Origin of the sequence: Microbispora sp. CA-102843 (assembly GCF_050936215.1) — a bacterium.
Classification (GTDB): domain Bacteria; phylum Actinomycetota; class Actinomycetes; order Streptosporangiales; family Streptosporangiaceae; genus Microbispora.
On record NZ_JBNJNF010000001.1, the window covers coordinates 603,893 to 621,762 of the forward strand.

At 71.7% G+C, this 17,870-nt stretch carries 17 protein-coding genes; 11 read left to right on the forward strand and 6 right to left on the reverse strand.

Going from position 1 to position 17,870, the window contains the following annotated elements:
• Positions 1-122 precede the first annotated feature (122 nt).
• On the forward strand, positions 123-3,752 hold the full coding sequence (locus tag ACQEVJ_RS02925; RefSeq protein ID WP_433096876.1) for a hydantoinase B/oxoprolinase family protein: 3,630 nt from the start codon (positions 123-125) through the stop codon (positions 3,750-3,752).
• Positions 3,753-3,980: 228 nt separating this feature from the next.
• On the opposite strand, the gene ACQEVJ_RS02930 is transcribed toward ACQEVJ_RS02925, so the two are convergent.
• Positions 3,981-4,484 (reverse strand): hypothetical protein, encoded by a 504-nt coding sequence (locus ACQEVJ_RS02930; protein WP_433096878.1) that lies wholly within the window; start codon positions 4,482-4,484, stop codon positions 3,981-3,983.
• Between the two features lie 56 nt (positions 4,485-4,540).
• On the opposite strand from ACQEVJ_RS02930, the gene ACQEVJ_RS02935 reads away from it, so the two are divergent.
• Positions 4,541-5,530, forward strand: a complete 990-nt coding sequence (locus tag ACQEVJ_RS02935) for a helix-turn-helix transcriptional regulator (protein WP_433096880.1) — start codon at positions 4,541-4,543, stop codon at positions 5,528-5,530.
• Positions 5,531-5,717: 187 nt separating this feature from the next.
• Positions 5,718-7,166 (forward strand): hypothetical protein, encoded by a 1,449-nt coding sequence (locus ACQEVJ_RS02940; protein ID WP_433096882.1) that lies wholly within the window; start codon positions 5,718-5,720, stop codon positions 7,164-7,166.
• Between the two features lie 869 nt (positions 7,167-8,035).
• On the opposite strand, the gene ACQEVJ_RS02945 is transcribed toward ACQEVJ_RS02940, so the two are convergent.
• The 3 genes from ACQEVJ_RS02945 to lpdA form a co-directional block, all read right to left on the reverse strand.
• Positions 8,036-8,881: an HD domain-containing protein gene (locus ACQEVJ_RS02945; RefSeq protein WP_433096884.1), complete on the reverse strand. Its 846-nt coding sequence runs from the start codon at positions 8,879-8,881 to the stop codon at positions 8,036-8,038.
• A 158-nt stretch (positions 8,882-9,039) separates the two neighbouring features.
• Positions 9,040-10,221 carry an FAD-dependent monooxygenase gene (locus ACQEVJ_RS02950; RefSeq protein WP_433096886.1) on the reverse strand — a complete coding sequence of 394 codons (1,182 nt, stop codon included), beginning with the start codon at positions 10,219-10,221 and terminating at the stop codon, positions 9,040-9,042.
• A gap of 113 nt (positions 10,222-10,334) precedes the next feature.
• Entirely contained in the window at positions 10,335-11,735 is a 1,401-nt protein-coding gene (gene lpdA, locus ACQEVJ_RS02955; RefSeq protein ID WP_433096888.1) for a dihydrolipoyl dehydrogenase, read from the reverse strand.
• Positions 11,736-11,899: 164 nt separating this feature from the next.
• Here lpdA and ACQEVJ_RS02960 point away from each other — a divergent pair, with 164 nt between their 5' ends.
• Positions 11,900-12,298, forward strand: coding sequence for an SRPBCC family protein (locus tag ACQEVJ_RS02960; RefSeq protein ID WP_433096890.1), 399 nt, complete (start codon positions 11,900-11,902; stop codon positions 12,296-12,298).
• Between the two features lie 55 nt (positions 12,299-12,353).
• Here the strand turns inward: ACQEVJ_RS02960 and ACQEVJ_RS02965 are convergent, their stop codons facing one another.
• Both ACQEVJ_RS02965 and ACQEVJ_RS02970 read right to left on the reverse strand, forming a co-directional pair.
• Entirely contained in the window at positions 12,354-12,584 is a 231-nt protein-coding gene (locus tag ACQEVJ_RS02965; RefSeq protein ID WP_433096892.1) for a hypothetical protein, read from the reverse strand.
• Positions 12,585-12,588: 4 nt separating this feature from the next.
• A complete protein-coding gene (locus tag ACQEVJ_RS02970; protein WP_433096894.1) occupies positions 12,589-13,512 on the reverse strand; it encodes a TIGR03620 family F420-dependent LLM class oxidoreductase in 924 nt (307 codons plus the stop codon).
• Positions 13,513-13,894: 382 nt separating this feature from the next.
• On the opposite strand from ACQEVJ_RS02970, the gene ACQEVJ_RS02975 reads away from it, so the two are divergent.
• The 7 genes from ACQEVJ_RS02975 to ACQEVJ_RS03005 all read left to right on the forward strand — a co-directional run bounded on the left by ACQEVJ_RS02975 (position 13,895) and on the right by ACQEVJ_RS03005 (position 17,810).
• The gene (locus ACQEVJ_RS02975; RefSeq protein ID WP_433096896.1) at positions 13,895-14,464 is read left to right on the forward strand and encodes a COG4315 family predicted lipoprotein; all 570 of its coding nucleotides are present in this window, start codon (positions 13,895-13,897) and stop codon (positions 14,462-14,464) included.
• Between the two features lie 15 nt (positions 14,465-14,479).
• Positions 14,480-14,677: a hypothetical protein gene (locus tag ACQEVJ_RS02980; protein WP_433096898.1), complete on the forward strand. Its 198-nt coding sequence runs from the start codon at positions 14,480-14,482 to the stop codon at positions 14,675-14,677.
• Positions 14,678-14,858: 181 nt separating this feature from the next.
• Positions 14,859-15,332, forward strand: coding sequence for a GAF domain-containing protein (locus ACQEVJ_RS02985; protein WP_433096900.1), 474 nt, complete (start codon positions 14,859-14,861; stop codon positions 15,330-15,332).
• Positions 15,333-15,398: 66 nt separating this feature from the next.
• The gene (locus ACQEVJ_RS02990) at positions 15,399-16,127 is read left to right on the forward strand and encodes an ANTAR domain-containing protein (protein ID WP_433096902.1); all 729 of its coding nucleotides are present in this window, start codon (positions 15,399-15,401) and stop codon (positions 16,125-16,127) included.
• Positions 16,099-16,464, forward strand: coding sequence for an STAS domain-containing protein (locus ACQEVJ_RS02995; RefSeq protein ID WP_433096904.1), 366 nt, complete (start codon positions 16,099-16,101; stop codon positions 16,462-16,464). Before ACQEVJ_RS02990 ends, ACQEVJ_RS02995 begins: the two co-directional genes overlap by 29 nt.
• Before the next feature lie 66 nt (positions 16,465-16,530).
• A complete protein-coding gene (locus tag ACQEVJ_RS03000) occupies positions 16,531-17,583 on the forward strand; it encodes a quinone-dependent dihydroorotate dehydrogenase (protein WP_433096906.1) in 1,053 nt (350 codons plus the stop codon).
• A 29-nt stretch (positions 17,584-17,612) separates the two neighbouring features.
• Entirely contained in the window at positions 17,613-17,810 is a 198-nt protein-coding gene (locus ACQEVJ_RS03005) for a heavy-metal-associated domain-containing protein (RefSeq protein WP_433096908.1), read from the forward strand.
• The last annotated feature ends 60 nt before the right edge of the window (positions 17,811-17,870 follow it).

Genomic DNA, 17,870 nt, shown 5'->3' on the forward strand with positions numbered 1-17,870 from the left:
CCGGGGTGATCCGGAAAACGACACCTGATGATATATCCGGCATAAGGCGATGGCTCGCCCCGCGAAGGCCTGGACGCGCCGCCTTGATACAAGGGATGTACGGGCGTGCGGAGGGGGGTCCGATGCCTGGAGGCCGGTGGCAGTTCTGGGTGGACCGCGGCGGGACGTTCACCGACGTCGTCGCCCGGCGCCCGGACGGGCGGCTGGTGACACGCAAGCTCCTGTCGGAGAACCCGGCGCGCTACCCCGACGCGGCGGTGGCGGGCATCCGCGCCCTGCTGGACGTCCCCGCGGGCGAGCCGATCCCCGTCGAGCGGATCGAGTCGGTGCGGATGGGCACCACGGTCGCCACCAACGCCCTGCTGGAACGCCGGGGCGAGCGCACGGCGCTGGTGATCACCAAGGGGTTCGGCGACGCGCTGCGCATCGGCTACCAGAACCGGCCGCGCATCTTCGACCGGCGGATCGTGCTGCCGGAGATGCTGTACGAGCGCGTGGCCGAGGTGGACGAGCGGATCACCGCAGACGGCGCAGTGCTCCGGCCGCCCGACCTCGAAGGGCTCGCGCCGCAGTTGCGGCGGCTGCGCGAGGAGGGCGTCCGTGCGGTCGCGGTGGTCTGCCTGCACAGCCACCTGCACCCGGCGCACGAACGAGCGATCGGGAGCTTGGCCAGGCACACGGGCTTCGCCCAGGTGTCGTGCTCCAGCGAGGTCAGCCCGCTGATGAAGCTGGTGCCGCGCGGGGACACCGCCGTGGTCGACGCCTACCTTTCGCCCGTCCTGCGCCGGTACGTCGAGGCGGTGGCGCGGCAACTGCCCGGCGTACGGCTGATGTTCATGCAGTCCAATGGCGGGCTGGCGGAGGCCGGGCACTTCCGGGGCAAGGACGCGATCCTGTCCGGCCCGGCCGGCGGCATCGTGGGCATGGCGCGCATGTCCCGGCTGGCCGGGTTCGACAAGGTGATCGGCTTCGACATGGGCGGCACCTCGACCGACGTGTCCCACTACGCGGGCGCCTACGAGCGGGTGGTCCAGACCCAGGTGGCCGGCGTACGGCTGTCCGCGCCGATGATCGCCATCCACACGGTGGCCGCGGGCGGCGGGTCGGTCCTGCGCTTCGACGGCGGGCGCTACCGGGTCGGCCCGGACTCCGCGGGGGCCGACCCCGGCCCGGTCTGCTACCGCAACGGCGGACCGCTGTGCCTCACCGACGCCAACGTGATGCTCGGCCGCATCCAGCCCGGCCACTTCCCCGAGGTCTTCGGCCCGGGCGGCGACCTGCCGCTGGACGCGGGAGAGGTGCGGCGGCGGTTCGAGGAGACGGCCGCGGACATTCGCGCGCGGACCGGCGACGAGCGCGATCCCGAGCAGGTCGCCGAGGGCTACCTGCGGGTCGCGGTCGAGAACATCGCCAACGCGATCAAGCAGATATCCGTGCGGAAGGGCCGTGACGTCACCGAATATGCCCTCACCACGTTCGGCGGCGCCGGAGGGCAGCACGCCTGCGCGGTGGCCGACGCGCTCGGCATCCGCACCGTGCTGGTGCCGCCGATGGCGGGCGTGCTGTCCGCCCTGGGCATCGGGCTGGCCGACACGACCGTGATGCGCGAGCAGTCGGTCGAGGCCCGGCTGGAGCCCGCGGCGACGCAGCGCCTGACCGGCCTCGCCGACGCCCTGGAGGCGGCGGCACGCCGCGAACTGTCCGACGAGGGGGTGCCGGACGGGCGGATCCGGGTGACCCGGCGGGTGCGGCTGCGCTACGACGGCACCGACACGTCGCTGCCGGTGGACCTGGCCGCGACGGACGCGATGGTGACGGCGTTCGAGGCCGCCCACCTGCGGACGTACTCCTTCCTCATGGACCGGCCGCTGGTCGCGGAGGCGGTCTCCGTCGAGGCGGTGGGGCTGACCGAGCAGCCCGACCTCTCGGACCTCGCCTCCGGATCCGGCGCCGGTGAACCAGTGCCTGTGGACCCGGGGCCGGTGGAAACCGTGCGGTTGTACACGGGCGCCGCGTGGCGTGAGGTGCCGCTCCACCGGCGGGAACGGCTGCGGCCCGGCGACACGATCGGCGGCCCGGCGATCGTGGCCGAGGCCGACGCGACCACCGTCGTCGACGACGGCTGGCGGGCCGGGGTGACACCGTATGGGCACCTGCTCCTGGAGCGGGTGCGGGCGCGCCCACGGGCCGCCGGGGTGACCACCGAGGCCGACCCCGTGATGCTGGAGGTCTTCAACAACCTCTTCATGTCCGTCGCCGAGCAGATGGGCGCCCGGCTGGGGTCCACCGCGCAGTCGGTGAACATCCGGGAGCGGCTCGACTTCTCCTGCGCGCTGTTCGACTCGGGCGGCGACCTCATCGCCAACGCGCCGCACATCCCGGTGCATCTCGGGTCGATGGGCGCGAGCGTCAAGGAGGTGGTGCGCCGCCGGGGCGACGGGATGCGGCCCGGCGACGTGTACGCGATCAACGACCCCTACCACGGCGGCACCCACCTGCCGGACATCACGGTCGTCACCCCCGTCTTCGACGACGCGGGCCGGGAGATCCTGTTCTTCGTGGCCTCCCGCGGCCACCACGCGGAGATCGGCGGGCTGACGCCCGGCTCGATGCCCGCCGGGAGCAGGAGCGTGCACGAGGAGGGCGTGCTGTTCGACTGCCGGCTGCTGGCGGACCGGGGCGGCCTGCGCGAGAAGGAGACGTGGCGGCTGCTCACCGAGGGGCCGTACCCGTCCAGGGACCCCGCGACCAACCTGGCCGACCTGCGCGCGCAGATCGCCGCGAACGCCAAGGGCGTCGAGGAGGTGGGCGCGATGATCGGCCACTTCGGCCTCGACGTCGTGCGGGCCTACATGCGGCACGTGCAGGACAACGCCGAGAACGCGGTCCGCGCGGTGATCGGCGCCCTCAGCGAGGGCCGGTGCCGCTACGAGACGGACTGCGGCGCCGTGATCTCGGTGCGCGTCTCGGTGGACCGCGCCCGGCGCACCGCGACGATCGACTTCACCGGCACCTCGCCCCAGCTCGGCACCAACCTCAACGCGCCGTCGGCCGTGGTCACCGCCGCCGTGCTGTACGTCTTCCGCACCCTGGTGGCCGACGAGATCCCGCTCAACGACGGCTGCCTGCGGCCCCTGCGGATCGTCGTGCCGGAGGGGTCGATGCTGGCCCCGGCGTACCCCGCGGCCGTGGTCGCCGGCAACGTCGAGACCTCGCAGGCGATCACCGGGGCGATCTACGCCGCGCTGGGCGTCCAGGCCGAAGGGTCGGGGACGATGAACAACGTCAGCTTCGGCGACGAACGGCACCAGTACTACGAGACCGTCGCCTCGGGGTCCGGAGCGGGGGACGGGTTCGACGGAGCCCCGGTGGTGCAGACCCACATGACGAACTCCCGGCTGACCGACCCCGAGGTGCTGGAATGGCGGTTCCCCGTGCTGCTGGAGGAGTTCGCCATCCGGCGCGGCAGCGGCGGCGCCGGACGGTGGCGCGGCGGGGACGGGGCGGTGCGCCGCGTCCGGTTCCGTGCGCCGATGACGGTCAGCGTGCTGTCCGGCCACCGCCGGGTGCCGCCGTACGGCATGGCCGGCGGCGCCCCCGGCGCTCTGGGCGTCAACCGGGTGCGGCGCGCGGACGGAAGCGTCGTCCACCTGGCGGGGTGCGACTCGGTTCGGGTGGAGCCTGGCGACGTGCTGGAGATCGAGACGCCCGGCGGCGGGGGATACGGCCCTCCGGAGGGCGGCCCCTCCTGACGGCGCTCCCTCCTGATGGGGAGGGCACCGCCCTCCTCGACCTTCGCGGCGAGGAGGGCGGGCTTCCAGCGGTTTCGCCGTTACCACACCGGGCGGCTTTTTCTGGCGATGAGCCGCGGGGTTGCGCCTGACATGGCAGGCGCTTGCTCAGAAGTCTCTCAGTCCGCCCCCAAACCGTGGATTCCGTCGCGTGCAAGACGGCGCCATGGTCGCTTCAAGAATCCGGCGTCAGCGGCGGTCTCCCGTCGTGCCCTCGGGCAGCGTGTCGGCGAGGTAGGCGTCGAGGTCGGGGTGGTCGGGGGCGAGCATGTGCCGCACCCACGCGTCGCGTTCGTGCAGGATCGGCGGCAGTTCCCAGACGCAGCCGATGAGCGGGCGTTCCGGCCGGATGAAGTGGGTGGGATCCCGGTCGGGACAGCCCAGCACGGGCTGACCGGCCACCGCGTTGCCGTAGTGCAGGGCGTTGTCCCACGCCCAGGTGTAGGCGTTGATGTAGGCCCCGTCGTCCCCGCCCCTGTGTAGGACGCTGTGTAGGACGCTGTGCAGGACGACGAAGGCGGCTGGGGGCGTGCCGTCCGGTTCGGGCAGCAGCTCGGGCAGGACGGCGTACGCCGCCTTCTCGACCTCGGAGGCGATGCCGGCCGGGTCGGCGGTGACGTGGTAGCGCTTGACGTGGTAGCCGCTCACCTCGATCGGGGGAGGCACGAACAGCAGTTTCTCCGCGAAAGCCATGACGCGAACGGTAGGACGGCTTCACTGACACCTTCTGGCAGTGGAATCCTGTCGGAGTGCGAGCGTCGCGGCTGCTGTCCATCCTCCTGCTGCTGCAGTCGCGCGGCCGGATGACGGCCCGGCAGCTCGCCGACGAGCTGGAGGTCAGCGTCCGCACGATCTACCGGGACGTCGAGTCGCTGCACGCCGCCGGCATCCCGTTGTACGGCGAGGCCGGGCACGAGGGCGGCTATCGGCTGATGGACGGCTTCCGCACCCGGCTCACCGGTCTGACCGAGCGGGAGGCCGGCGCGCTGTTCCTGGCCGGGCTGCCGGGACCGGCCGCGGACCTCGGCCTCGGCGCTCTGCTGGCCGCGGCGGAGTTGAAGATCGAGGCCGCGCTCCCGGCCGGCCTGCGGGAGGAGGCGCGGCGGGTGCGGGAGATCTTCCATCTCGACGCGCCCGGCTGGTACTACGACGGCGACCGGTCGCCCTACCTGCCGGAGGTCGCCGGGGCCGTCTGGAACGCCCGGGTCGTCCGGATCCGCTACCGCCGCTGGGTGGAGCCGTGCGAGGTCGAGCGGAGGCTGGAGCCGTACGGGCTGGTCCTGAAGGCGGGGAAGTGGTACCTCGTGGCGCGGTGCGACGGCGCGTTACGGACCTACCGGATCGGCCAGATCCTCGCGCTCACCGTGACCGGCGAGACGTTCGAGCGCCAGGAGGGCTTCGACCTGGCGGGACACTGGCGCGATCACCTGGCCGGCTTCCGGTCGCGGCTGTTTCGCGGGCACGCGGTGATCCGGCTGTCGCCGCGGGGCCGGGAGCGGCTCGGGGAGGTCATGAGCTCGGTCGTCGCCGCTGCCGTGGACGAGACGGCGGGCCCGCCGGACGAGCGGGGCTGGGTCACCGCCACCGTGCCCATCGAGTCGGTGACGCACGCGCGGACGGAGTTCCTCAAGCTCGGGGCCGAGGTGGAGGTCCTGGAGCCGGCCGAGCTGCGGCGCGAGATGGCGGCGGCCGCCCACGGTCTCGCGGCCCTCTATCCGCTGCCTACGCGGCTCCAATGAAAAAGCGCCACAATTCCGGCGGGTCCGATAAAAGGTGATGCCAATTCGGCGAGCGCCCTGACAGGGTGCGGTCCGAGTTCTATCCTTGACGGCGTCACTGACAAGATTCTCGCGGATTGCGGGAGAAGAAGTGCCCAAGACCACGCGTACGCCGCGAAGGGAGAAAGCGCGAAGCGAGGGCGCGCGAGTGGACGGGCTTCGTGATCCGGATGTCGAGACCTTCGTCGGCACGATGGGGACGCGCATCCGCGCGGACGCCGAGATGGTCGGAGTCGACCTCCGGACCCTGGAGATCCAGGTAAGACTGCACCTGCCCCGGTTGAGCAGGCCGGCCATCGCCGGCTGGTCTCCGGACAAGGTGTACGAGGAGATACGGCTGCAGGCCGTCGTCCGGGCGGCCCAGGTGCGCCAGTCCGCAGAGGACGCGGCGTACCAGGCCCATGCCTCCGTCCTCCTCAACGTGAACAAGGCGCACCGGGACCTGAGCCTGTCGTTCAGCGACGGCTACCGCACCTGCCTGCGCTTCGCCGAGGTCGCGCCCGGCGTCGGCCATCTGGTGCAGTCGAGACTGCACTACCTGCACAGTGAGAGGGCCGACACCGTCCTCCAGTTCGGGCTCTTCCTGCCGGGCGCGACGATGCCGATCACGTACGTCGCCTTCTCGCGATGCGACCGCCAGTACGTCCTGGACGCGCTCACCGGGCACGGACTGGACGTGAATCCGGACCGGATAATGGTCCTGACAAGAATGCACGGGCTGGCGGGAATTCCGGCGAACCTCATGAGTCTGACGATCTCCCGCGCGGTCCGGGAGATCAGGGCGGAAAACGCCGGGGATTATGTCATAACGGCATACAACCCCATGCTCGGTTTCGACGGCACCTCGTTCCTCGCGTCGGGATTCACGCCGATCGCCCTGTCGCCCGTGGCCTATCGCTACGACGACAAAGGCCTTTTCCAGACCCGCCGGATATCCGGGGAGTCGGTGCCGCAACTCCTGGACACCCCGGACAACGTGCTCATGGTCCTCGGCGCCACCTCGGCCGCGAAGCGGAGCGTCGGCGGGATCGAGGGCCTGATCAGGGTGTCGCGCAGGACCCACTCGGGCGGCGACCACGTGAGACCCGTCAAGCCGGACTTCACCTCGCCCGAGTGGACGGACCGCCTGCTCGGCTACCGCCGGATGCTGGAGTCCTGCTGGTCGGACCGCACGGCCCATCCGCGGTATCAGGAGTCGCCGGTCGGCGCGGGCGACCCCCGGGGCCAGTGCGGCGTCACCTCCGTCTGGCTCGCCCGCAGGCTCCGCACCGACCTGCTGCTCGAACCCGTCTACTGCTACGGGCGGCTGCGGGTCGGCCGCGACGACGCCGAGGACGTCAGCCACCACTGCTGGGTGGAGATCGGCCCGGCCCACGACCCGCGGCGGTTCGTCATCGACCTGACCGGCGACCAGTCGGACGGCGTACGCGAGCCGATCATCCTGGGCGAGCACCGGGCGCTGGCGGACCGTGGGCTGCGGTACGAGACCGCGGCGAGCCTGCGCCTCGACGAACTGCCGAGAGACCGGGTGTGGCCGCGCTTCCTCGCGCTCGACGACCGCCTGCGCGACCTGGAAGAGCTTCGGAGGCGGACATGACCGCGGACATGAACGGGGTCCGGCCCTCGGTGCTGCTGCTGTCGTCCGACAGCAGGCGGAGGTACGCGGAGGACGTCCTGACGGCGCTGGCCCTGCCCAGAGGGGCGATCATCCAGTTCCGGTACGAGACCGACTACGTGGCGGGCGCCCTGCAACAGGCGATCGCGAACGGCTCCGCCGTCGGCCGGCGGTGTCTCGTGGCCTTCCTGGCGGACCGGGAGTCGCCCGAGACGGAGCCGTTCGTCGTGCCCGTGCGCTTCGCGAGCGTCGTGACGACCGCCTGCGTGGCCGACATGGCCGTGTTCCGGCTCAAGGTGGACGACTACGCGAACCTGGAGGAGTTCCCGCTGGCCGAGGCGGAGATCAGGGCCAAGGGCGGCTGGTTCGTGGACAGGCTCGCGGAGGCCAACGGCGGGCGCTGGTATCCGGCCACCACCCGCTTCCCCGACCTCCACCTGCACGAGCGGCCGGGCGACGACCCCGTCGCGTGGCTCGGGGTGGCCCGGCGGCTCGCGCGGCATCCCACCTTCAGGTCCTCCTACTTCGTCCGCACCGAGGAACCGCTGCTCAACGGCGACAGGACGGGCACGCTCGACGCCGAGGGACGGCTGCACCTGAGCGACGGCGAGTCGGTGAAGATGCGGGTCAGCTTCTACTCCGACGGCTACACGCCGACCGCGAAGCGGCTCGTCTGCGCGACCGACGGCACCTTCCTGAAGATCGCGTCCGACGACTCCTACGACGTGGCGTCGCGCTACGACACCGTGGAGTTCTGGCTGCGGCCCGAGACGCTGGGCTTCGACGCGCTCGCGCGGGTCGGGATCACGCTGGCCGTCGACACCCGGGCGGGCCCGATGCCGGGAGGCGACTCACTGACGACGAGCGCCGGGTTTCCTGTGGTCGTGCGCCGCTCGCGGTCGCGTCTCCTCACGCGGGTGTCGACCGGCGCGGCCGGGGCCTTCCTCGTCGCCCTGCCCGCCATACTCGGGCCGGGCGTCCAACTGCCCTTGAGGGTGCTGTCCGCCGTCTGCGGAGCGGCCCTGCTCGCCGTCGCGAACATCGTCATCTCCCACGGCAGGTGACACCCCACCGGAGAACAGGTGTGGGCGCCGCGCGAACTCCCGGCACAGCTCGTCGAACAACGGCAGCAGTGCCGGGCAGCTCATCCGGATCTTCCGCCTGGCCGTTATCTCGGTGCGCTTGTACGCCGCCCACGTCGGCCGCGTCGGGTGGTGGTCGGCCAGCAGCACGTTGACGTGGGGGAGCAGCTTGTCCAGCGCGTAGACGAACCTGCTCTCCGGGTCGCGCTGCGCCTTGTAGCCGTACAGGTCCTCGACGAGCCAGGGGAACGTGCCACCGAAGTCGCGGCTGATGATCTCCCGTGCCTCCTCCTCGCGTACGGCCTTCTTCTCCCGCTCCGCCGGGTCGGCGTAGACCGACACGTCCCCCGCGTGGATCTCGGGCAGGTCGTGGACCAGCGCGTACCTGGCGATCCGGCCCAGATCCAGGGCCGGGTCGATCAGCGGGGCGAGGCAGACCGCGGCCAGGCCCAGGGCGAAGGAGTGCTCCGCGTCGTTCTCCTGCCGGGTGACGTCCTGCGGCACCACCGAGGACCTTTCGATCACACACGGCGGGAAGACCAGTTCGCGCATGAGGGCCATCAGAGTGCTCGCGCCGACCGGGGAGCCGGTGCTTTTCGCGTCGTCCCTCGCCATCGGGCCGCCCTCGCATTGTCCGCCCGTACGCGGCCACGGCGTTTCGCGCACGGCCTGATTCCCAGCCTAGCCGACCATTCATTGACGCAGTGGGAAGTATTTCCTAGTGAATAGTCGCGGAAGCCGAATGCCTGTTCGGTAATCGGCATTTCCGCATTTCAGGCCGCATAGTCCTTGAGCGTTATCGAGGTGGCCGCCTTGGTGCTCATCTTGTCGAGCACGCGCATCAGCGGCCCGGCCGTGAGCACCCGGTAGGCCAGATTGCGCCGCCGGATCGCGCCCCGCGTCGCCGGGGCGAGGAAGGAGCCCGCGTTGCCCGCGACCCGCTGGCAGGCCTTGGCGAACCCTCTGATCAGTCGCTCGTACTCGGGGAACGCGGCGCGGTGATCGCCGCCGGCGGCGGCGAGCTCGCCCGCAAGCACGTACGCGGCCACGACGGCCATGCCGGCGCCCATGCCGCCGCAGGTGGCGCCGTAGCCGGCGTCGCCGAGCAGCGCGATCCGCCCGCGGGTGTAGTGGTCCATGTGGACGAGGCTGATCGAGTCGAAGTAGAAGTCGGACGCGTCCGCGACGGCCTCGAGCAGGCGGGAGGCCTCCCAGCCCGCTCCCGCGTACTCGGCCATGACGATCTTCTTCTGCTGCGCCACGTCGCGGTGGTCGAACTCCAGCCCCGGGGCCCGGAAGACGCACATCACCCCGGCGGTCGCCCCGTCCCTGGCGCCCGCGGCCGCCACCCCGCGGCCGGGTTCGTTGTAGAGCAGCGTGTCGTGGCCGAGCCCCAGGTGGTCGGGTGTGCTGAAGATCGCGACGTGGTAGCCGGACGGCCGCACGAACCGCGACTCGGGGCCGAAGGCCAGCCGCCGCACGTTCGAGTGCAGGCCGTCCGCGCCGATCACGAGGTCGAACGTCCGGGGCGCCCCGCGCTCGAAGGTCACCTCCACCCCGTCCGGGGTCTCGGTCATGGACGCGATGGAGTCGCCGAAGACGTACTCCACGTCGTCCCTGGTCCGGTCGTACAGCACGCGGGCGAGGTCACCGCGCAGGATCTCCACCTCGCCTCCGGTGAACTCCGCGGGCAGCGCGACGACCTGTTCGCCGCGCCAGTCGACCACCCGCAGCGGCCCGGGATCGGTGCGCAGGCGGCGGATCTCGTCCAGGACGCCCATCCGCCGCAGCACGCTCATGTGCACCGCCCCCCGGAAGTCGACCGCCTGGCCGCCCTCACGCAGGGCGGGGGCCCGCTCGACCACCGTGGGGGCGAAGCCGTGCCTACGCAGCCAGTAGGCGACGGCGGGCCCGGCGATGCTCGCGCCGGAGATCAGAACCGACGGGGTCTTCATGCGCGCTCCTCTGCATCGGAGGCCGCGGTGTCGCGGCCACGGGAAGAGCGTCGCCCCCGGCGCTGACGGCCCGCCCACCGGCGGCTGACCGGCCGCCACCGGCGCCGACCGGCTCACATGTTGATCATGTGTCCCGCCAGGCCGTGGATCGCCTCCTTCACCGCCTCGCCGAGAGTCGGGTGGGCGTGGACGTTGCGCGCCACCTCGTGCACGGTGAGGTCCCACTGCTGGGCCAGGGTCAGCTCGGGCAGCAGCTCGGTCACTTCGGGCCCGATGAGGTGGGCGCCGAGGATCTCGCCGTACTTCGCGTCGCTGAGGACCTTGACGAAGCCGTTGGGGTCGCCCAGGCCGTGCGCCTTGCCGTTGGCCGTGAACGGGAACTTGACCACCTTCACGTCGAAGCCCTGCTCGCGCGCCTGGGCCTCGGTGTAGCCGAAGCTCGCGATCTGCGGCTGGCAGTAGGTGGCCCGCGGGATCATCACGTAGTCGAGCTCCATCGTCTCCGCGCCCGCGATCGTCTCGGCGGCCACGATGCCCATCGACTCGGCGGCGTGGGCCAGCATGAGCTTCGCCGTGACGTCCCCGATGGCGAAGATGTGCGGCACGTTCGTGCGGCAGCGGCCGTCCACGGCGATCGCGCCGCGCTCGGTCAGCCGTACGCCGGTGTGCTCAAGGCCGTATCCCTCGACGCGCGGCTGGAAGCCGATGGCCTGCAGCACCTTGTCGGCCTCCAGCACGGAGGTCTCGCCGTTCCTGGAGACCGTGACCCGCACCTTCTCGCCGCTGTCGTCGATCGACTCGACCCGGGTGGAGGTCAGCACCTCGATGCCGAGCCGCCGGTAGCGCCGCGCCAGCTCCGCGGACACCTCCTGGTCCTCCAGCGGGACCATCCGGTCGAGGAACTCGACGATCGTGACCTTCACGCCGTAGTTGTGCAGCACATAAGCGAACTCGACGCCGATCGCCCCGGCGCCCGCGATGATCACGCTCCCCGGCAGCGTCTCGCTGAGGATCTGCTCCTCGTACGTCACCACGTGCTCGGACAGGGACGTCCCCGGCAGCAGGCGGGTCGTCGCCCCGGCCGCGATGATGCAGTGGTCGAACGTCACCGTGCGCACCGAGCCGTCCGCGCCGCGCACCTCAATGGCGTCCGGGCCGGTGAAGGTGCCCCGGCCGTCATACTCGGTGACGCCGTTCTTCTTCATCAGGTAGTGGACGCCCTTGACCCGCCCGTCCGCGACCTGCCGGCTGCGGCGGAAGGCCGCGCCGTAGTCGAGGGTGATCGGGCCGTCCGTCTGGATGCCGAACGTCTTGGTCTCGTTCGTCAGGATGTGGGCGAGTTCGGCGTTGCGCAGCAGCGCCTTGGAAGGGATACAGCCCACGTTGAGGCAGACTCCGCCCCAGTAGCGCTCCTCGACGACCGCCGTGCTGAGCCCGAGCTGGGCCGAACGGACCGCGGCGGTGTAGCCGCCGGGCCCGGCGCCGAGGACCACGACATCGTAATGATCGGTCATGAACCGGACCCTACGCCGCCGCGTGTCCCCGCCCGGGGAGGGGGTGCCCACCAGGTCTGGCAGGGTGACCGGCCGCCGCACGGCCTCGCCTGGTGAGACGGAGGATGGACCGGACCGCGGCGGGTAGGGGCCCCCTACGTCGACAGTGGGAGGAGTGACGGACCATGACCGAGTTCGAGCGGTCCCGCAGGATGCCCGCGCCGGCCGACCAGGTGTTCCGCCAGGCGTGCGACATCGGCAAACTCGATCTCTGGATGCCCCGGGACCTGCATGTACGCGCGGAGGAGCCGCCCGCGGTCACCGTCCACGAGGACGAGACGGGACAGGACGAACGCGCGCTGCTGCGGTCCGAGCAGGACCAGTTGCGGATGGAGTGGGGCACCCGCGATGTGGACCGGTACGCCGGATGGCTGCAGGTCGCCGGCATCGACGACGACAGCAGCGACGTGACGGTCCACCTGTCCTTCTTCGACGAGCGGCACGCGCCCCCGGCCGAGGCGGTGGAGCAGGCGCTGGACGACAGCCTCGAACGGCTGGCCGAGCAGGTGCGCCAGGCGGCCTGACCCCTGGCGCGGCCGGCCTCCGGGCCAGCCTGACCTTCTGCCCGGCCTGCCCGGGCTAATCCGCCTTCCCGCCGGCCTCCGGGCCGTCCGCGTTCTCCGGGTGGCCCGGGCCGGCGGACGGGGTGGACGGCAGGGGCGGGGTGAACGCGGAGGCCCGGGCGCCGGCCAGGCCGAGGACCTGGCGCATCCACGCCTCCAGACCCGTCTGATCCGGCGGCGTCAGAGGCTCCTGCCCGTCCTGCCTGCCGTGCTCCCCGCGCCCCCGCCCGGGAGTCGCCGCGGTCACGCCGTCACCTCAGGAGGGCGGGGGCCAGCAGCCGCAGGTGCTCGATCTGCGTGCCGGCCGAGTCCGCGAGCGGCTGGACGCACACGTGGTCGGCCCCCGCGTCGTGGTGGGCGCGTACCCGCTCGGCGATCGTCTCCGGCTCGCCCCAGACCACGATCGCGTCGATGAGCCGGTCGCTTCCCCCGCCCGCGAAGTCGTCGTCGGAGAAGCCCAGTTCCCGCAGGTTGTTGGTGTAGTTGGGCAGGGCGAGATACATGGCGGCGTACTCGCGGGCGATCTCCCGTGCGCGGTCCGCGTCCGTCTCGACCACCACGGCCTGCTCCGGGGCGAGGACCGGGCCCGGGCCGAGGATCTCGCGGGCCTTCGCGGTGTGCTCGGGCGGCACGAAGTAGGTGTGCGCGCCCTGCGCGCGCCGCGCCGCCAGTTCGAGCATCCGGCGCCGGAGCGCCGCGAGCACCCGGGGCGGCGTCTCCGCCTGCGGCACCGCGATCGAGGCCCGGTCCATCCCGTCGAGATAGTCCCGCATGTACTCGAGCGGCGCGGAGTAGTCGTGGCCGCGAGGGGCGACCAGCGGCTTGTGGCTGACGCCGAGGCCGAGCACGAACCGCCGGTCCCACGCCTCCGCGAGGGTCGCGGCGCCGTTGGCGGCGGCGACGGGGTCGCGGCCGTAGACGTTGGCGATGCCCGTGGCCACGTGCAGCCGCCCGGTGGCCGACAGCAACAGCGCGGCGTGCGTGAACGCCTCCCGCCCGGCCGGGGTCTCGCCGATCCACAGCGCCGGGTATCCAAGCTCCTCGATCTCCGCCGCGGCCTTCCTGGCCTTTGCCGCCGGGATCGCCGCCAGAGAGGACAGCCACACTCCCGTACGGCCGAGGCGGCGCCTCAGCTCGGCCGGTTCCACGGCGGGCGGTTGCATGCGCTCGGCCATCCGGACGCTCCTTGTCTGTCACGCGAGATCGGGCGAAGGGGGCGGTTCGCCAGGGACGTCACCCCCGCGGGGCCGGACGGCTGCGCCGGCGGGCGTCGCAGCCTCAGCATCGCATCGCACGCGCCGGTGACCTCGGCACCTCCCCGCGATCGGTTCGCGTGTCGGGGCGCAGCGCCGCGCCCGTACGGCTTACTCCGATTTCCCCGAATCTGGCGGTTCATCCGCATAGGTCGCTGATTCGCCCCGAGGGCGGGGAGAGGTCCGTGAGGCGGAACCCACGAAACGGCAAAGGCCTGTCCCGGATCTTCGCGTCCGGGCGGCGGGGGCACTGTCGCCGCGTGTCTCCTGGGAGCCGACTCGCTCACTTCCCAGGAGGCCGAACATGAGGAAACTGCTGTATGCCGGCGCGGTCGCGATCAGCCTGCTGGCCGCCGGATGCGGCGGTGCCGGCGACGACGCCAGCCGCGTCGCCAACGACCAGCTCAACGAGTCGCAGACGTCCGAGCCCTCCGAGTACCCCTCGGGGACGACGCCGTCCGCCACCGGATACTCGGCGTCGCCGACCTCTCCCGTCCAGGCGTCCCCCACGGGGCCCGCGCGCATCGACGCGGCGCCCACCTCGCTCGGCAGCGTGCTGGCCGGTGTGGGCGGCCGCACGGTGTACCTGTTCACCAAGGACAAGGGCGGCGCCTCCGCCTGCACCCAGGCGTGCGCCGCCGCATGGCCGCCCGTGCTCACCGCCGGCGCGCCCCAGGCCGGTACGGGCGTGCACGCGAACCTGCTCGGAACGATCCACCGGGAGGACGGCACCACGCAGGTGACCTACAACAAGCACCCGCTCTACTACTACGCGAAGGACCAGAAGGCCGGGGACGTGCTCGGCCAGGACCTGAAGGACTTCGGCGGCGAGTGGTACGCCGTCACCCCCGAGGGCAAGAAGGCCAAGCGCTAGCTCCGGAGCGCGGTCATGCTGTGCAGCAGCCGGGCGAGCAGGGCCGACAACTGCTCCCGCTCGTCCGGCGACAGCAGCGCCAGGAGCGACTCCAACCCCCGCATGTGGTCCTCGACGCTGCGATCGAGCACCACGATGCGCGACGGCAGGATCGCCGAGTCGTGGCTGCACAGCCGCGACCAATACGAGGTCGACGCGTTCTGGGGCGAATGACCCCGTTCCCCGTCCGTTCCTGATCCGCCTTCCCCTGCGGGAGGGCGGATTCGTCATGTTCTCCCCAGCCCGGTCGGCCAACCCCGGGGATCACCTGGCTACAAGTGCTCGGAGCCCACTAGGCTTAGGGGCACTCCGCCCTGTGTCCGCGGCCGCTTGATCGTTTGAAAGTGGGCTCGCGATGACATCGGACGCGTCCTCCGTTCTCGAGAACGTCCTCACCGGCATGGCCGACCTGTTCGGGGTCGACGGCGCCGCGTTGATGCTGCTCGACGGCCAGGACCGCCTCCGCGCGATCGGGGCGACCGACGACGACGGCGTACTGCTGGAGTCCGCCCAGGAGTCCGTGGGCGACGGTCCCGCCATCGAGAGCGCCGCCAGCGGCGGCCTCGTCGCGATCCACGATCTGCACGCCGCGAGGCCCATGGGGTTCCCGCACGTGGCCGTCCACGCCCCGCCGGTCCGGGCCGTCCTCTCCATACCGCTCATCGAGGATCGCGTACTCATCGGGGTCCTGGACTTCTACGCCCGGGACGGGCGGGTCTGGGACCGCACGGAGGCGGAGGCGGGTTCCCGTCTCGGCGAGCTGATGGTCATCGTTCTTCAGGTCCTGGCAGAGAGCAGGACTGATCGGGCCCCCTCCGGGCAGTTGTGATGGCCGAATCGGCACCTCGCCCCCAGGCCACGGCGGCGCGAGGTGAGGTTCACGAGAGGATACGGAATGACCCATATCGATCCTGAGGCTCTTGTCGCCAGCCTGCGACGTCTGCAGAAGGACAGGGCGGCGACCGGGATCGTGCACCACCTTGAGCGCATCGTCCAAGTGGTCGACCGGCTTTTCGGATACTCCGGCGCCGGCCTGATGTTCGCCGAGGAGGACCGCACACTCCGCTACCTCTTCGCCACCGACGAGCGAGGCCGCAGCCTCGAACGTGCTCAGGCGGTGACGGGCCAGGGCCCGTGTGTGGCGGCGTACGCGGGCGACACCGCGGTGACGACGGTCGACGTGCGGGCCGACCGGCGGTGGCCGGCCCTGCGTGAACTGCTGCACCCCGAGGTGCGCGGGGTGGCGGGAGTGCCGATCCGGCTCGGCGGCGTGCCCGTCGGCACCCTGAACGTCTACCAGGACGCGCCGCACGAGTGGCAGGAGAGCGACACCCAGGCCCTCCACGCGTACGCCCACGTGATCGAGCAGGTCCTCGTGGCGTCGATGGAGGCGGACGAGAAGGCCGTGCTCGCCGACCAGCTCCAGTACGCACTGGACTACCGGGTCGTGATCGAGCGGGCCATCGGCTATCTCATGGGCAAGCACGATCTGACGGCCTCGCAGGCGTTCACCGGACTGCGCAAGCAGGCCAGGGACAGCAGGCGGAAGGTATCCGAGCTCGCGGCCGAGCTGCTGGGCGAGCAGGGCCAGAGGAATGTTGCGAATCCAGACCACGTCGTTTGAGACCGGCATCCGGATGGCCCTGAACGGCGACCTCGACGTGTCGGGGGTGCCGGAGCTCCGTGCCTGCCTGCGGCAGGTGCTGGGGACCTACCGGCCCGGGCACGTCGAGGTCGACCTGGCCGGGGTCGGCTTCCTCGACTGCGCGGGCGCGCGGAGCCTCCTGTGGACCGACGCGAGCGTGCGGGAGTGGGGCGGCGGCGCGACCTTCGTCCGCCCCTCCCGGCAGGTGCTGCGGCTGCTGGGGCTGCTGGGCTTCGACTCCGGGCTGTCCATCCGTACGGCGTCGCACGTGCCGCTGCCCCAGCCCACGGCCGAGGCCCGTCCCCGGCCCAACTGACCGGACGTACGGTTATGAAGCCCGGCGGGCTGAGGCGGGCCGTGACCGGGCGATAGTCTTGCCGTGATGTATCGACTCGTGTTCACGCAGGTCCTGAGCCGCCTCGACGCGGAGGCCGTCCACCACGCCACGATCAGGCTGCTCCGCCTGCTCGGGATGTTCCCGCCCCTCGTGCGGCTGCTGCATCGGCTGCTCGCGCCGAGGGCGGAGTCGCTGCGCGTCCAGGCGTTCGGCGTCCACTTCGCCTCGCCGTTCGGGCTCGCCGCCGGGTTCGACAAGGACGCCGGATGTGCCGAGCCGCTGTCGGCGCTCGGGTTCGGGTACGTCGAGGTCGGCACGATCACCGCGCAGGCGCAGCCCGGCAACCCCCGGCCGCGGCTGTTCCGCCTGCCCGAGAGCCGGGCGATCATCAACCGGATGGGCTTCAACAACGCCGGGGCGGCGGCCGCCGCCAAGCGGCTGCGCAGGGTGCGGCACATCCCGGCCGTGGTCGGCGTCAACATCGGCAAGACCAAGGTCGTGCCCGAGTCCGAGGCCGTGCGCGACTACGTGGACAGCGCCCGCAGGCTCGCGCCGCTCGCCGACTACCTCGTGGTCAACGTGAGCTCGCCCAACACCCCGGGCCTGCGCGACCTGCAGGCCGTCGACCGCCTGCGCCCGCTGCTGTCGGCGGTGAAGGAGGCGGCGGGCCGCACCCCGCTCCTCGTGAAGATCGCGCCGGACCTGGCTGACGAGGACGTGGACGCCGTGGCCGAGCTGGCCGCCGAGCTCGGACTGGCGGGCGTCATCGCGACCAACACCACGATCAGCCGTGAGGGCGTCGCGAGCACCGAGGCGGGTGGCCTGTCCGGACAGCCGCTCAAGGCCCGCTCGCTCGAGGTGCTGCGCCGCCTGCGCCAGAAGGCCGGCGACCGGCTCACGCTCGTGTCCGTCGGCGGAGTGGAGGACGTCGACGACGTCTGGGAGCGGCTGCTGGCCGGCGCCACCCTCGTGCAGGGATACACCGGCCTGATCTACGAGGGCCCCCTGTGGCCGTCGCGGATCAACCGCCAGCTCGCCCGCCGGTTGCGGCGGCACGGCTACGACTCGGTCCGCGAGATCGTCGGCCGCACCGCATGAATCCCCTTCTCCCGGAAATGGAGAGCGCCATGAGCGTCAAGACCTACACCGTGCAGGGCATGACCTGCGGCCACTGCGTGAGCTCGGTCAAGGAGGAGGTCGGCGAGGTCCCCGGCGTCACCGGTGTCGAGGTCGATCTCGACAGCGGCCGCCTCGACGTCTCCGGCGAGGTCGCCGACGACGCCGTGCGCAAGGCCGTCGAGGAGGCCGGCTACACGCTCGTGTGAACCCCCGGCGCCGCGTCCATCGGGCACGCCGAGGCCATCCCCGCAGCGGCCCGGCGCGGT